The sequence below is a fragment of the Bacteroides sp. Ga6A2 genome, from assembly GCF_000702225.1.
Classification (GTDB): domain Bacteria; phylum Bacteroidota; class Bacteroidia; order Bacteroidales; family Bacteroidaceae; genus Ga6A1.
On the sequence record NZ_JNKX01000044.1, the window covers coordinates 16,832 to 33,092 of the forward strand.

Annotated in this window: 9 protein-coding genes; 4 read left to right on the plus strand and 5 right to left on the minus strand. The window is 47.4% G+C overall.

Annotation, left to right across the window (positions count from 1 at the left end; translation table 11 throughout):
- The 4 genes from T538_RS0111400 to T538_RS0111415 are packed head-to-tail and all read left to right on the plus strand — an operon-like array spanning position 1 to position 6,270.
- Positions 1–1,380: a RagB/SusD family nutrient uptake outer membrane protein gene (locus tag T538_RS0111400; RefSeq protein WP_031533924.1), complete on the plus strand. Its 1,380-nt coding sequence runs from the start codon at positions 1–3 to the stop codon at positions 1,378–1,380.
- Between the two features lie 26 nt (positions 1,381–1,406).
- Positions 1,407–2,603 carry a DUF4929 family protein gene (locus T538_RS0111405; protein WP_081834973.1) on the plus strand — a complete coding sequence of 399 codons (1,197 nt, stop codon included), beginning with the start codon at positions 1,407–1,409 and terminating at the stop codon, positions 2,601–2,603.
- 2 nt (positions 2,604–2,605) lie between these two features.
- Complete coding sequence (locus T538_RS0111410; protein WP_051656055.1) at positions 2,606–5,413, plus strand: M16 family metallopeptidase; 2,808 nt, start codon at positions 2,606–2,608, stop codon at positions 5,411–5,413.
- On the plus strand, positions 5,401–6,270 hold the full coding sequence (locus T538_RS0111415) for a ChaN family lipoprotein (RefSeq protein ID WP_031533921.1): 870 nt from the start codon (positions 5,401–5,403) through the stop codon (positions 6,268–6,270). Before T538_RS0111410 ends, T538_RS0111415 begins: the two co-directional genes overlap by 13 nt.
- Positions 6,271–6,351: 81 nt before the next feature.
- On the opposite strand, the gene T538_RS0111420 is transcribed toward T538_RS0111415, so the two are convergent.
- The 5 genes from T538_RS0111420 to T538_RS18965 all read right to left on the minus strand — a co-directional run.
- Positions 6,352–7,800, minus strand: a complete 1,449-nt coding sequence (locus T538_RS0111420; RefSeq protein WP_031533920.1) for a RagB/SusD family nutrient uptake outer membrane protein — start codon at positions 7,798–7,800, stop codon at positions 6,352–6,354.
- Between the two features lie 13 nt (positions 7,801–7,813).
- On the minus strand, positions 7,814–10,945 hold the full coding sequence (locus T538_RS0111425) for a SusC/RagA family TonB-linked outer membrane protein (protein WP_081834972.1): 3,132 nt from the start codon (positions 10,943–10,945) through the stop codon (positions 7,814–7,816).
- A gap of 41 nt (positions 10,946–10,986) precedes the next feature.
- On the minus strand, positions 10,987–13,608 hold the full coding sequence (locus T538_RS0111430; RefSeq protein ID WP_031541268.1) for a M14 family zinc carboxypeptidase: 2,622 nt from the start codon (positions 13,606–13,608) through the stop codon (positions 10,987–10,989).
- 48 nt (positions 13,609–13,656) lie between these two features.
- Positions 13,657–14,562, minus strand: a complete 906-nt coding sequence (locus tag T538_RS0111435) for a hypothetical protein (protein WP_155993146.1) — start codon at positions 14,560–14,562, stop codon at positions 13,657–13,659.
- 1,377 nt (positions 14,563–15,939) lie between these two features.
- Positions 15,940–16,261 (minus strand): transposase (locus T538_RS18965; RefSeq protein ID WP_031533915.1); only part of this gene is annotated, 322 nt, incomplete at its 5' end.

Here is a 16,261-nt window from a genome sequence, read left to right on the forward strand (position 1 = left end):
ATGAAGATTTATGGATTTTTGTGCGCAATAGCATTGCTGATGTCAGGCACTTCGTGCTCGGTCGATGTCCCGTCGCCCGACTTGTACAGCGACCCCGACGCCATAAGCAACGTGCAGTCGGCACGCTCTCTGCTAACATCGTGCTACCTGCTCTATCCGCATAACGAATACGAAATGTCGGTACTCGGAAACGACTTCTGCCCTACCAGTCTCTCGGGAAAAGACATAGACCAGCAGAATCTTTACAACTGGCAAGACAAGAGCATTAGTAAGCTGTCGGCAGATATGTGGCTTGCCTACTACAACACCATAGCCAACTGCGACGTTCTTCTGGAACGATTGCCGTCGGTAAAGGTTTCTGGTGATGGCGAAGAGAAGGAAAAGCAAGCCGTTGAGTCGGAAGTGAAGACCTTGAAGGCTATGTGCTATTTCAACCTATTACGTTTATTTGCAACACCATACAACCAGAATCCCGACGGCGACGGAGTGATAATAAAATCGCACGTTGGACTGGAGTTTTGCAGTCGCTCGTCTAAACGCTACTGCGTCGAATATATCCGCGCCCTACTTTCAGATGCAGCCAAGACCGAAAACAATCAAAAGAGCAACGGATGGCTGTCGCAGAAAACTGCTTTATATCTGCTTTCCGACCTCGAACTGTATGCCGGCAACTACCAAGAAGCAGCCGACTACGCCAGCAGCGTGCTGAAAGGCACGGCAACAGAAGATTACGCAGGCAGCAACTACGCACATCTGTGGGACAACGCTTCTTGCAAAGCCCGCATATTCGCATTCAACACCGGAAACTCGTTTTACAGTTCCATTCAGTACGGTTCGGAAGAGGGCGATTTTATGGCTGTCAATCCGCATCTGCTGATGGCTGACAGCGATGTGCGCCGCTTCTCAAACGAATACGAAATGGAGATGGCAGGGAAAAAACGTATCCTGCTTGGCAAATACAACAGAACGAACAAGGAGAACAAAACTATTGCCTACATAAACTCCATGAGATATGCAGGCGCACTCTTCATCTTGGCAGAGGCAAAGGCAAGACTCGGCAATGACGACGAGGCAAGAACAGTTCTGAACGGTTATCTGACGGCAGTAAATGCCGGCACCATTCCCGAAAACGTATCTGGCGATGAACTGGTTTCTGCCATAATAGAACAGAAGAACAAGGAGTTTGCCGGCGAGGGCGTTAACTGGTTCGACATGAAACGAACCAGCTCTCAGATTTCACGTCTGGGAAGTTGGGGACAATCGGTTTCATCGGTAATAAAAAACAACGACTACCGATGGACAATGCCAATTCCATCTTCTGAATACAAATACAACGACAACGTAAGGCAGAACGACGGCTGGCACATAAACGTAGAATAATTTTTAATAATTTAATACATTCAATCATGAGAAAAGTAATGCTAACCCTAATGGGATTGCTCGCGATGACCTTCATGTCGTGCAGCGATGATGACAAAAACGACGGAATAAAGAACTACTGGACCATTTCATGCGAAAACAAAACGCTCTACGACAATGACACCGAAGGAGTGAAACTTACAGTTACGCTGGCATATTCAGCCGACAAAGACATTGTTCTGACTCCTGTCATGGAGGGCAACGACGACAGCGTATTTGAATTCAGCAGCCAAACCGTAACGATAAAGAAAGGCGAAAAGACAGCCGAATTTGCCCTGCGTGCCTGCGGCGACAAGATAATGCAGCAGGCTGGCAACATTGTTGTGTCTTTTCTGAAATCTGAACAACTTAACAGCGAAAGCAACAAACCGGCAACCGTTCACGCCGAACCTGCCGTTGTGGTTGAGCTGACGGAACAGCAACGCGAACTTATCGAGACATGGAGAAAGGATTATGGAATTGACATCAGAATGTATCTTGGCGCACTCAGCGCAAAGGCTGTAATAACATTTAACGATGACGACAAGGACTTGTATAACGACGGAAAGACAAGCATCACATACAACTCTGTCTGCCCTGTAACAGTAAGCGAAAAGGCATCGGCTGACAAAATTGTACTCAGAATGAACGACAACGCCCTCGGACTGCGCGATTTTCTGTACTCTATGTTCAAGAAGCAGAGCGTGGCTGACTCGGAATACTGGCTCTGCAACTCGCACAACACCGACCTTCTGAAAGCCATAGGCTACAATGCCGACAAGGAAACATTCGCCGTGAGTCTGGACATCGAAATCTACCCTAAGACAAAAGAAGTCAAGTTCGTCACAGGCATTCCCGACAGTTATGGCGACGAAACCGTAAACATTCCTTTCGAATACAACTACAGCGCATGGAACCGCCAGAAGGAGATGGCAGACAATGGCTCAATGTTTATAATGAACAACGGCGACGCGGCAGCCGAAGAAATAAAAATGTCGGAGGCAATAGAGATGGGCATAACGCTCAACCCTGTATCATTCTTGCTTAACAGCGCAATGGACTACGATGCTTGGGAGAACGCAGCATCGCTCTACGTTGCCCCAACAGCATCGTGCGGCGACAAATCAATATCGTTCACCTTCCCTTGGGACTTTACTTATGCCAACGGATACGAGAAGATTGAGGTTACACTAACAAACGAATAACGATGAAAAGAACGCTGACAGCGATATTTGCAACACTTGCATTCTGCGGCAATGCCGCGGCACAGCGTATAAACCTTCCGCCCAACACGGTGGAAGGATTTTTGTCGAACGGACTGCACTACGCCATCCTGCCAAACAGTCAGCCGCGCCACACACTCGAGGTCCGGTTGCTCATGAACATCGGCTCGCTGCAAGAAGATGACAACCAGAAAGGCGTGGCTCACTTTCTTGAGCACATGGCTTCGGCCGGAACAAAGAGATTTCCCGGAAACACGATGGTAGACTATTTCGAGAGGCAAGGAATGAAGTACGGAAGAGACATTAACGCCTTCACAGGCTTCGACCGAACTCTGTATTGGTTCACCCTGCCAGTTGATGAATACAACAGCAACATCGTCGACTCGACCCTTGCGGCAGTTCGCGGCATCATTAACGACATTACGTTCGATGCCGAGCGGGTTAAGCGCGAGCGCGGAGTCATTGTCGAGGAGCTGCGCGGCTACAACACAGGCGACATGTTCTACAACCTCAAGATAGGAAGAAACCACTATTCTGAGCATCTTCCGCTTGGCGGCGAGAACGACATCATGACAATGGACCGCCAAAGGCTTATTGAATTCTACCGAAAATGGTACTCGCCATCAACAGCCACTCTCATAATGGTTGGCGACGTAGATGCCGGCTCGGCAGAAAAGAAGGTAAGAGAGATTTTGGGAGATATTCCGCCGCGACAGGTTAAGAAGAAAGAATGGCCGCTGTCTTATCCGAAGGGACTATCGATAATGGAAGTAAAAGATTCGCTCGACGAAAGACAGAAGTTTGAACTGATTGTTCCGCACAAAACCATCATTGCAAATTCAATCCATTCGATGGCAGAGAAAGCCAAGATGGATATGTTTGTACAGGCCGTATCAGCCCGCCTGAACGGCAGCCGCGCGAGATTCACGGTAAGCAACCAGTGGTATCTTGCCAACACCGACCATTTTGTAATAACATGCAGTTACACCAGCAAAGAGCAGCTTCTGAAGAATATCACCGACATGGTTTCGGTTGTAAAACACTTCGGACGATACGGACTCGACAAAGACGAACTTTCGACCGTAGTTGAAGAAAAAATAGCCGGAATGCACATCAGAAAAGGCACATCGATGTCCGAATCGCTATGCGAGGACTTCGTGGATTATTCGCTGGCTGGCGACCGCCAACTGTACAACGAGGACGAACTTCTGAAAATCAAACAGATTGTCAGAAATACAGCCCCCGATGACTTTAAACAGATTGCACAGTCTCTGCTCGGCGAAATGAAGAAACACACTCTGGCAGCCTTCACGTCGGACACGCGAAGCGGCGAAAAGATAACGAAAAAAGATATTCTCGGAGCAATAAACAGAGCCGATGCCGACAAATCTCTGCCTTACACAAAACCGCAGGTTACAGCAGAAGAGAAAACGGTTTACGAAGTTCCGGAAATCCTTGCGAAAAAGGCAGACTTGCCGGTCGAAGGCGTGATTGAAAGCACAAAGGTTTATCCCGACCTCGACGTAAAGGAAGTTAAACTGACGAACGGAATGACTCTGCTCTTCAAGCGCACGATAAACGACGACAAGAAACTTCAGGTTTCAATAATCGGCCGCGGCGGAACGGACGACATAAAGGACGACAGCGACTACTATCGCCTCAGAGATGCCGTCTCATACATCGACATGGACGGAATTGAAAACGTAAATCACGAGGAGATGAGAGATGTTCTCGGCGAAAAACAGATTTCATCCAACATCTGTCTCGACGGATTCTGGCACGAAATTATGGGAACGTGCAACTCCGAAGACGCACAAATCCTCTTTAATCTTCTGTACGAAAAAATTCATCATCCACAACTGAGCCGCGCCGATTTTGAGGAGGCAAAGACGGCTGAAATCGAAAACTGGGGCAAAGAAACTCTGCTCGAAAAACTTATGGCGCGCGACCCGGCAAGATGCCTTAACAACGTTGCCGACAGACTGATGAGGAACGTGATACAGAGAAATCGCGCAATGCAAAAACAAGACTTGGAAGCAATGTCGCTCGACAGCATGTGTACCTACTACAAGCGTCTGTTCACCAATCCCGAAGACAAGACCGTGCTGATAATAGGCAACTACAATCAAGACGAAGTTGAAAATATTGCCATCTCGGTGTTTGGAAGAATGAGCAGAACAGAAAAGCCTCTTGACGTGCGCAACACGCCCGCCTGCCCCGAAAAAACTTGGAACGAAAGATTCGACAACGACAACGACTCGCAGACGATATACAACTTTCTGTACTCCGGAAACTACGATCCATCGCTCCGCAACACACTTATGTTCAAACTAATGCGTGACTTATTGCAGCAGCGTGTAATCGAAATTCTGCGCAAAAAGATGAACATTGTATATTCGCCGTTCGTCGATGTTGCGTACAAGGGCATTCCGCAGCAAATTTATTATTTCTGGTTCTCGATAGCGGTAAAGAACGAGAACAGGAATATTCTGAAGAGCACCATCAGAGACATCATCGACGACTTGCAGAGAAATCCGGTTTCGATGCGCGAACTCGACAAGATGCGACGCTCGTTCATCGTTACAAAACGCCGCCAGTTAAACGACAACTCAATGTCTGAGTGGAAATCAGCCCTGTCTGGCCTGATAAGAAACGGCGAGGACATTCAGGACTTCGACAGTTACTCGCAGGTGCTATACAGCATCACTCCCGAAGATGTCAGAAAAGCATTCTGCAAGTATATCAACAAAGATGTTTATGTAAACTTGTATCAATCGGTATGCAAAGAATAATTTTATCACTTTTAGGGCTGATGATGGCGGCAGCATCTGCCATTGCACAGCCTCAGCCCGAAGCCTACAGACTCTACGATGCCAAAGGAAAACCCGTAGATTTCGGCACAATGACAGACAGCCTCTCCAAGCAGGATGTGGTCTTTGTCGGAGAAATGCACAACTGCCCCGTAACACACTGGCTGGAACTGAAGATTCTTCAGTCGCTCTACTCTGCCAAGAAAGACAAGGTGGCAGTGGGAATGGAGATGCTCGAGGCTGACAATCAACTTATAATAGACGAGTATCTCGACGGCGTCATAACATCCGACAGATTCGAGAACGAATGCAGACTGTGGCCCAACTACTCTACCGACTACGAACCGCTCGTAGAGTTTGCCAACGAGCACAAGCTGAGAGTGTTTGCAACAAACGTGCCAAGGCGATATGCCAACAGCGTAAAGAACAACGGCTGCAACATTCTGGACTCTCTGTCGGAAGAGGCTCGCCGCTATCTGCCTCCGCTGCCTCTGAAACTGAAAGAGAACGAGCAGACGAAAGAGGCTTTCGGTATGATGAGCATGATGAGGAAAAACGCACATCCCGAATTCATGGCGCAGTCGCAGGCTCTTAAAGACGCAACCATGGCTTGGAACATCTCAAAGCATCAGGATTTTCTGATGGTACACTTCAACGGCAACTATCACACCGATGGGGGCGACGGCATCATTCATTATCTGAAAGGATATTGGAAAGGAGTGAAATTCAAGTCTATCTGCTCGGTAAGGCAAGAGGACATCAGTCATCTTGACGAATGCAACATCGGTCGCGCCGACTTCTACATCTGCGTTCCCGAAGATATGGTTACAACATACTGACAAAGCAGAAAATCCATTGCCTTCATATGCGAGGCAATGGATTTTTGCTTTAATAAAAACAGCCATTCTATGCTACAAACCTTATTCGGCAGCACTTGTGTTTACCAGTATTTCGTATGATGGAATTGCCCAGCAGTAAGAAGCCTTGTTGTCGGGAGTGGCAACGACAACCGTGTCCCACTTGCCGTTGGTGAATGTTGCGGCAGGATGAACAAAGTTCTCTGCCCTTCGGCTTATGTCAAGGCCTCTGATGCCCTCGCCTATGAACTCGGCACGGCGTTCGTTGTAGATGAACTTCTTCAGTTCCTCGCCCGTAAGCGTCCTTACATCAACCACATCGCCCGTAGGAATTGAGCGCAGGCGAACCTGATACAGCAACTCGGCAGCCTTCTCGTACTCGCCTATGTTGTAATAACTTTCAGAAAGATTGAGCAGCGTCTCGGCATAGCGGAAAATGTGAATCCACTCGAGCGGAGTGGTGTATTCATCGTACTTCTCGTACCACGTTTCGCGACCAGTTGCCGGGTCAACCTTTATGAACCTTACGCGAGTGTCTGTTGCCAGATGATACTCAGGAATGCTCACTATTCCGGTGCGAGTGTTAAGCGTGTCGATGTATCCCACGCCACTCGAAATGTAACTGGCAGGATTTCCGCCGCCACGCTCGGTATTCGTAAACGGAATGGAGAAGATGTTCTCGTTGGTGTGATAAGGCGCATCGAACAGTTCGGCAACGCTTCCGCTCAATGTAAAGCCTGTTACTTTCTCGCCCTCGCTTATAGCATCGTTCCACCTGCCCATTGCCATGTAGATGCGCTGCAAAAGCATGTGCGCAGCAGGCTGGGTTGGGATTGTTGAATCGAACGAAGAACTGCCTTTGTCGGGCAGAGCCGCGATGGTGTTGCTGCTGAGGTCTTCGATTATCTGATTGTAAATCTGACCGATAGTCCATAACTTAGCCTCGTTCTTGCCCGGTCCTGTAACCGCCTCGGTATGGATTGGAATTGCCTTTGAGTCGGGATTGTAGGCATACGGCTGCGAATAGACCTGAGCCAGATAATACCAGCTTATGTCGCGTATAAAGAGACAGTTTGCAATGTACTGCTGACGCTTGCTCTCTGAAATCGGAAGGTTATCGTGTTTTTCGAGAGCCTCCTTCAGCGTGTTGGCAGCATTAACTGCCAGATAGCCGCTTTGGAAATATCCCGGATTCATCGGACTGTTCTGCCCCACCGTCATGTTGTAAGTGTCGGCGTGGGCGTATGTGTTGTTTCCGGTGTTGGCAAAGTCGTCGCCTCGGTTGTCGAAGATTGCGGCAATGCCACCGCCAGCAAAACTGCTGCTCTTGAAGCGCGAATAAACGCCTGCCATGGTGGCATCAATAAGTTCCTCGGATGCCAGAATATCGTACTCCGTAACCGCGAGCTTCGGATTCTTGTCGAGAAAGTCATCGCTGCACGACGTGATGCCGACTGCGAATGCTGCTCCCAACATTCCTGCATATATTGTTCTGTATATCTTTTTCGTCATATTACCTGTTTTTTCAGAATGAAACGTTTGCGCCAATGCTTATTGTGCGTGTAGGCGGCGTTGTGTTGAGGTCGAGACCCGAACGGAGGTTCGCACTGTTGTAGTACGAGTTTATCTCTGGATCGAAACCTGTGTAGCCTGTGATGCAGAATAGATTCTGCGCCTGAGCATATACTCGAAGAGACGAGATGCCGAGTTCCTTTGGCCATCTCTTTGTCTTGAAACTATAGCCTACAGAAAGGCTCTGAAGACGGATAAAGTCGCCGTTCTCTATCAAGTCGCTTATGAGGTTTGCCGTTCCGTTAGAGTAGTTGTCGTTGTACATCGGCTTTGCGTACTTGGCTTTGTCGCCCGGCTTCTGCCAAACGTTCTTGTAATACTCTTCGGTGCCGCTCCACATTCGGCAATCCGACAAGGTGGCACGCATACCGTTCACAATCTTGTTTCCGCCCGAGAAATGGAAGTTTACATTCGCATCCCAGTTCTTGTATTTAAACGTATTATTCAAACCACCGTAGTAAGTTGGCTTTGTATTGCCCGAAATCTCAGGCTTCCAATCGCTCATAGTATAGTTTGAACGAGTCTCGCCGTCGAGTTCGTAGAGTTGTGCGCCTCCCTTGCCATACTTGTAGATGAGCAGATTGCGGTCGTAAGAGCCGTCGGCTTTCTTTATCAGAACCACGCGGCGACCGGTCTCTGGGTCAACACCGTCGGTTGGATAAGTGTAGAGTTGCGCCAGAGAATATCCCTCGGTAGTGATGTTTGCGCCAGTACTGCTGCTGTAGATGATGTCGTCGGCAAGCTCGAGAACCTTGTTCTTCACAAACGCGATGTTGAATGCCACGTTCCACGAGAATCTCTTCTTTCTGATAACATCGCCGCTGATGCTCAGTTCGAGACCCTTGTTGAGTGTCTTTCCGAGGTTTGTAGAAATCTTGCTGCCTACAATTCCGGTAGAATAAGCCTGCGATGCCTCGAGGATAAGGTCTTTCGACTTTGAGTAGAAATAATCAACATCTACAAGCACCCTGCCTCTGAAGAGCGATGCGCTCAGTCCAAAGTCGGTTGTGGCAGTCTGTTCCCAACCCAGATTAGGGTCGTTGATGCCCGACGAAACGTAAGACACGTTTCCGTTGTATGTAGACGATGAGTAGACGCTCTTAGAAGCGTACCAGTCGACGTTTGCATTACCTACGATTCCATAACTTGCCTTAACCTTCAGGTCTTCGAAGATTTCGTTCTTCGGAAGTTTCTTGAAGAAAGCCTCATCAGAAATACGCCATGCACCGCTTATTCCGTAGAAGTTACCCCACTTTCTGCCAAGTTTCGAAAGACCGTCGCGACGCCAGTTGGCTGTAAGATAGTAACGGCTGTTCCAGTCGTAAGTAAAGCGGCTGATGTAACTGAACATGCTGCTTTCCTGAATGCTTCCCGAGCCGCCGTAAGTAAGATACGGAGCCTCAACATACATCTGGTCTCTGTTGCTTAGGGTTGTTCCGGTGCGAGAAACTACATTCTTTTTGTTTTCCGAAGCCTCCACACCCAAAAGAATGTCGAAATGATGTTTCTTGAACTCCAAATTGTAATCGGCAGTATTAGTCCATGTCCAAGTTCTCAGGCTCGATGTGCCAACACTGCTGCTTCCGCCCGGATAACTTCCGCCGTGCAGCGGTGAGTTGAACGATTCATTCTGAACAAGAGTCCAGTCGATGCCATAGAGCGATTTCAGAGTGAGTCCCTTCAGCGGATTTATCTCAACATATCCGTTTGTAAGAATTCGGTGAGTCTTCGACTCGGCATACTGTCCGCCTTCAATCAGTCCTATAACGTTGTAGTAGAAAACCTCGATGGCGTTGTTTCCCTTTCCAAGATTCTGCGGAGCAAGTTCTGAAGCGTAGAAAGAGCCGTCATCGTTGTGCGACGGAACGTTTGGAAGGTCAACATAAGCCAGTCGTGTAAGACCGCCGATTGAACTGAGCGCACCATCGCGCGCTGCATCGGCTGTGTGAATCTTGCTGTATGTGTAGCCGCTGTTAAAGCCGAGTTTAACGAACTTATTGAGTTTATACGTTCCGTTGCCCTTGAACGAGAATCGGTCGTACTGCGCATCAACTGTAATACCTTCTTTGGTTGTATAACTTCCCGAAAGATAATATGTAGCCTTGTCGTTTCCGCCCTGAATGCCAAGGTTGTGATTGTGCGAGATTCCTGTGCGGAATACCAAGTCAACCCAGTTTGTGCTTACGATGTTTCCGTTCTTGTCGGTCATCGTTGCATAAGGCAGATTCTCTGGGTCGCCGCCGTTGTTCAGCCATCCGCGGTTCTTTATGTCGGTATATTGGAGCGCATTCATCGGCTTAAACAATTTTGTTGCGTTGTTAAAGCCAACGTTGTAGTCGTATGTCAGTTTTGTCTTTCCGGCATAGCCCGAATTTGTGGTGATGATAACGACTCCGGCGGCTGCTCTCGAACCGAACATCGCGCTTGCTGCGGCATCTTTCAGAATGTCGATAGACTTTATGTCGGCTGGATTGATGTCGGCAACCGGATTGTAGTCGGTGCTCGATGCAATGTCGCTTGTGTTAATTGGCACACCGTCTACAACATAGAGCGGAGTTACACTCGATGAGATTGAGGCAACGCCTCGGATATTGATTACCGGAGCAGAGCCTACCTGCGAGCCTGTGGTAGAAACCATCACGCCGGCTGCATGACCTTCGAGAAGGTTGTCCACGCTGTGTCCCGTAACGCCTTCGAGCTTATCTTTGTTGATGGAAGAGATTGACGAGATAACGTCGCGCGCCTTGGCTGTTCCGTAGCCCACAACAACGACCTCGTTCAACATTCTGGAGTTCTCGCGCATCAGAATATCAACGTCGCTGCCTGCATCGTAGACCTCCAAATCCTGCTGGATATATCCGAGGCAGGTTACAACGAGCGTGTATGGCGAACTGCCTTCGAGCGACACGGAGAAATGTCCGTTCAAATCGGTAACGGTGGCACTTTTCGTGCCCTTTACCTGAATGGCTGCTCCGATTATCGGTTCTTCGGTTCTCTCGTCAATGACGCGTCCTTTCAGCACATTCTGCGCCGCGGCACCGATACTAAAAATCAGAAAGAAAATATATAATGTTATTTTTCGCATAAGCGTTTATCCTGTTTTTTTAATTACTGATGAATTTCTGTTTACGGACGATAGCGGTTGCTGTCCGACACGAATCTTCCGAAGAAAAGCGCGTTTGTCAATATGCGTCCTGTGCTGAGCCAGTATCCGCGATATGTTGGCGACTCGCTGAACAGCACTACTGTTCCCTGACCAATCTTGTCGTAAGCCACAACGGTTGCGTTCTTCAGCTTCTTCTGATTACTCTGAGTAAGATAACCGCCAAGCTGCTTGTTACCCTTCAGCTGAACGAGCGATGCGAAGTTACTCTGAGGATTTGGCAGGATGTAGTTGCCCGACTTCATTGTGAAGATTTCGCGACTGTGAATTCCGAATGCCAACGGATTTGTTATGTCGAGGTCGGCTGCATACAGAACACCGCCAATTCGGCTCGGACCGTTAACCTCGCGCTGCTTTCCATAATCAAGGCGATTGAACTCGTCCTTGGCAGGCTTATCTGCTTTCTGTGCGCCATCTTGCGGCTGCTTTGCCTTCTTGTCGTCGGCCGATGCAAAATGAGTTGCAAGACCGTTGGCAATAGCCCACTGCGATGCTCTCTGCGATGTTATAAGCACACCGCCATCGGCAACCCACTGGCGCAGACGCTCAACAAACTGCTTTGAGAAATTCTTGTAAGAACCGTCTACCAAAATAATTGCTGTATAGCGGTTTAGCGGAGTTGTGTCGGCATAGTCGCTGAAAATCTTTGTAAACGGAATATTGTGGCGATAGCCAAGCAAGTGCCAAGTCTCGCCAATTGCTGTCCAGTTAATGCCGTTATATCCGCCAGTGCTAACGAATGTTGCAACCGAAGGCTTCTTTATTTCCTGAAAATTGTCACTTCCAAGGTCGATTCCTGCCTGACTGTAGCCAGTCTTCAGTCCGTAAACCTGAACGTCGGTATTCTCAACAGCCTTACGGATTGCGCTGTAAACGCTGTCGGCAGAAAGAGTCTGATAAACCAGCGGAACGAACAATGTTCCGGTTGCAAACTGCTTGTTTCCAGCCTCTACGGTCTCGGTTGCGAACGACTTGAAGGCTGCCCTTACATGAACTCCGCGGTCGAGAAGGTCGTACAAAACACGCGCTGCATTGAAATCGCTGAACTCGATGGCATATGCGTACTGCGATTTTCCGAAGTCGGCCTTCTTAACCTCTGGCAACTCTGTAACGACATCGCCCACACCAACCGAAGCGGTTCTTACAAACGGAACGCCGAAGCCGTGGGCTGTGCTCCACGCCGTGATGTCCATAAAGATACTGTCTACAAACTCGGTATGCTCATCGAAGGCGGCGTTTACAAGTCTCCACTGAGCCTGAGCCAACGGAATGGCATAGGCATCGCCAGCCTTGAACTGCTTTCCGTTCTGGCTGAAATCCTTAGACAGTTTGCGAACCTCAATCTTATGGCGCAACAGATTGTCGAGGAACAGGTTTGTAGCACCTTTATCCTCGTGGTTTCCGAATACGATATAACCCTTTCCGCCCTTTGTCACGGCAGTCTTGAAGAAGTTCTGCTGATGACGAAGGAAGATGTCTTTCTTGTCCGTTCCAGCCTTCAGCGCACCGATGCTTGTGCGCACATGGTCGCGAAGATTCTTCGAGAACTTATGGATGCCGAGGGTCGATTCGACCTGAACGCCCTGCGAACTTCCAACCTCGATTGTTGTGCCCACTCCGCCCTCAAAATCCGGATAAGTGCTTCCGTAAATTGGCGAGATGTTGTCGAAATTCTCCTTTGTAAAATAAAGAGAACCGATATTGTCGAGTTCTGAACCGAAATAGTTTGCAAGAATCACGTTCAGTTCAGAGTAAGTGCTCTCTGGAACGGTGTAGTTCCATGTGCTGCGCTCAGGCGATGGCTCGAAATAGTAGCTGCTGTTTCGTCCCATCTCGTGATAGTCGATGTAGATGTTAGGATACCACTTGTGATAATAAGCAGCACGGGCGCGGCTCTCGGGATGAATGAGCGCAAACCAGTCGCGGTTAAGGTCGGCATAAAAGTGGTTGCCTCGCAGCGGAGTGAAACTCTGAGTATGCTCAATGTCGAGCGCATCGTTTACCGATGGAGTATTGTGGAACGAATTGAAATACTGCGCTGCACGCTCACGTCCGTCGGGGTTCAGGGCTGGCTCTATGAGGACGACGGCATCGCCAAGTCTCTTTACGATGTCATCATTCTGCGTAGCCGTAAAATAATATGCCGAAAGCACCGAAGCGTCTGTTCCTGCCAACTCGCCGCCGTGAACGTTGTAGCCAAGCTGAACAATGACTTTCTGGTCGTTGTACGACGAAGGTATTGGCTGGCTTGGGTCGGCAAGCTTAACGTGCTGCTTGCGGATTTCTTCCAGATTCTTTATGTTCTCGGCTGTAGAGATGTGCAGAATCACATATTCGCGATTCTCGTATGTCTTGCCAATCACTTCGAGTTTTGCGCGGTCGGACAGTTTGTCGAGTAGTCTGAAATACTCAACCACGCGGTCGTATCTGACCAAAGCCGAACCAATAGGAAAACCGAAAAATTCTTCGGGTGTAGGAATCTTCTGGTCAAACTTCTCGTCTGCACCAAAATAGTATTTAGACTGTGCCTGTGCCACTACACCTATGAGCACAGCAATAACCAATGAATAAAATCTCTTACCCATAATCCTAAAAATGAAATGCTAAAAAAGTGAATACTAAAAAAGGCTTTCTTACTTCTGTGCAGTAAGAGGCTTGTCTGCCTTCAAAAAGCCGTACTGAGCGATAAAATTCTGACCCTCAGTCGAAGCCCATGCAGCAAATTTCAGCAACTCGCTGTTGTCTGTGTTTATGTTGATGCTACCTGTCGGAAGACTTGTGTGCGGAATCTTCTCGAGATAAGCAGTAAGATTGTCGAGGCTGGCAATGGCTGAACGCTCGGCCTCATCTACCTTACCGTTGCCGTCGAGGTCGGTTGGCAGAACCGTAAGACCAACAACAGGTTTGTGCGTGTTGGCATCGTAAACAAGGCTTGCCACATTGAATGCAATGGCATCAGAATGACTCTTTACAGCCGATATAAGGCTTTCTTCGCTGCCAACAATCTTCTTGCCCTTAACGCGGTTTGGCGTAACGCTCAGTTCCTTGGCAACGATGGCTGTCGTAATCGACTGTCTGCCTGTGAGCGAATATACCGTGCCCGGAAGTTTCTTCTTCTCTTCAAAATCATCGTCGATATCATCGGTGATGTCGCGCTCAACAAAAATCTGATGCTTCAGTTTGTTATCCAAACCCTTGGCGAGTTTCTTGTTTCGCAGAATCTCGTTTTCCGAGTTTGCTATCGGAACAATGGCGAAGCGACCAATGCTGTTTACGCTGGCAGTCTGCTCCGAGATGCTTACCGTAGCATCGGCCTGCTCGCGAGTCTTTACAACAGTTGCCGAGAACTGTGGGTTTATCTTACCATATTCGGCAATGAGTCTCTCCACAAACTGACGGGTGAACTGGGCATCATTCACATTTATCTGAAAAGTCTGTGCATGTGCCATCACAAAGGAATAGCACATCATGCCTGCAAGCAATAGTTTAGAAACTACTCTTCTTGTCTCTCTTGTTTTTTGAATCTCGTTATTCCTCATAATTTCAACCGTTTAATTGTTTAACAATAATTTGTGTAACATTGATGATGCAAAATTACGGCGTTTCGAGGTACGAAAAAATCCAACAATCATGCCATTTTGTATACCATATTTGTGGTAGGAAAGCGTTATTTTAGCAGATAGAACACTCTGATTTCCATATTATTACATAAAAATTCAGTTTATATAAGAAACAAAAAAACGCACCGTAGGAGAAAAAGCCATTACAAGCTATGCTTTTCCTCTTTCGTGGCGAATAATTTGCACATCACCATAGAACGATGCTCTACGCTATGAGTAAGTCCTGCCCTTTAATGACATAACTCAACAAGCATCACATCGGCTTTAATTCTACCTTGGCAATGGTATATTAAGAACTTTACAATCTTGATTGTCTTGTGAGGGCGAGACGAACCTGAAAAAAGCGGAATTTTGACGTTCTAACTCCGTTCGCTTGCTACCGTTAGGAACACCGTTATCCCCTACCGTTCAGCCGAATTTGCCGCTCGACCTTTGGTTACTTGCTACCGAAGGGACGCAAGAATTTCCACCGCTGAAAAAACATCAGTTTTACAATAACTTTTTGTCGCACAGCGACAATGCGAGTTGCAAACTCGCGGTTTTTGATGCTGCCAAATTCGGAAATTCGGCAGGACGAGTTGTCTACTGTTTCTCTGTTGTTTTTCCACGAAGATATATGAAACAATTCAAAAAGAATATTATCATGGAGAGAATGGAATACAGGTAGGTAAAAAAACAAAACACGCGTATTTCATCAATAAATATTAGTACTACATACAGAAACTCATACATTACCATAAATAGTGCTATGCTTTTATTCGTACATATTTTCACCCGATTGTATTTTATCCGATTAATCAATTCTATGTATAAAGAATTGATTGGAATGATTATGATTTCGAAATACAGGCCCCAAGCAACACACACAAATCCATCGCCTCCAAAAGCTTTTACTTCTGGTTGAGGATTAAAATATTTGTTAAGACATATCCACAATAACAAAATGCTGACACATACCACTATGGATTGTACTTTATATGAAATAAATAAACGATTAAACATAATTATAAAATCATTATAATACACTTAGACTTCAGCCGCAAATAAACATAATATCCATCATGGCTTCATTTCTCGAACATAGAAATTCGGCAGAAATGAGGGATTTACCATAAATTGGTTGAGTCAGCAACTTCACAAACATGCTTATAATCATAAACTCTGCCCAATGAATCTGTAAATACATATATTTTTCCGTATGGCATATCAAAATATTGTCTATGTTCTAGAGGGTGTGTCAAAATAGGCACATCCTCTTATTTGTTTTTTTACAGGCACGGCGTGGAAAGATTCCTTCTACGCTACTTTTTTGATGTGAAATCTGTCACAAGCACCCACGAAGCCGCATTTTGCATTATATAGTCGGTATATCGGTATAAAAACAGCCTTTGAGAGACCGTTCTGTGCCTGTTTTCTCATCACGGCAGCCATTTTCTTGATGTCAAAGGCAATGGCGAAGAAGGCAAAGTCCATGGTGACCTTGCCCTTGCCGAAGTGACGGAAGCGCTTGTACTGCATGTTGTATTTCATCTGTCCGAAGACGGCTTCCGGTTCTATCGGACGCTTTGACCTGTGCATCAGTCCTCTCTCTGATGTCAGACGCTCCCTTGCCTTGCGC

Excerpts from the sequence above, each read along its gene's own strand:
- T538_RS0111410 (WP_051656055.1), top strand. The coding sequence starts at position 2,606 with ATGAAAAGAACGCTGACAGCGATATTTGCAACACTTGCATTCTGCGGC.
- T538_RS0111420 (WP_031533920.1), bottom strand. The coding sequence starts at position 7,800 with ATGACGAAAAAGATATACAGAACAATATATGCAGGAATGTTGGGAGCA.
- T538_RS0111400 (WP_031533924.1), top strand. The coding sequence starts at position 1 with ATGAAGATTTATGGATTTTTGTGCGCAATAGCATTGCTGATGTCAGGC.
- T538_RS0111435 (WP_155993146.1), bottom strand. The coding sequence starts at position 14,562 with ATGAGGAATAACGAGATTCAAAAAACAAGAGAGACAAGAAGAGTAGTT.
- T538_RS0111415 (WP_031533921.1), top strand. The coding sequence starts at position 5,401 with ATGCAAAGAATAATTTTATCACTTTTAGGGCTGATGATGGCGGCAGCA.
- T538_RS0111425 (WP_081834972.1), bottom strand. The coding sequence starts at position 10,945 with ATGCGAAAAATAACATTATATATTTTCTTTCTGATTTTTAGTATCGGT.
- T538_RS0111405 (WP_081834973.1), top strand. The coding sequence starts at position 1,407 with ATGAGAAAAGTAATGCTAACCCTAATGGGATTGCTCGCGATGACCTTC.
- T538_RS0111430 (WP_031541268.1), bottom strand. The coding sequence starts at position 13,608 with ATGGGTAAGAGATTTTATTCATTGGTTATTGCTGTGCTCATAGGTGTA.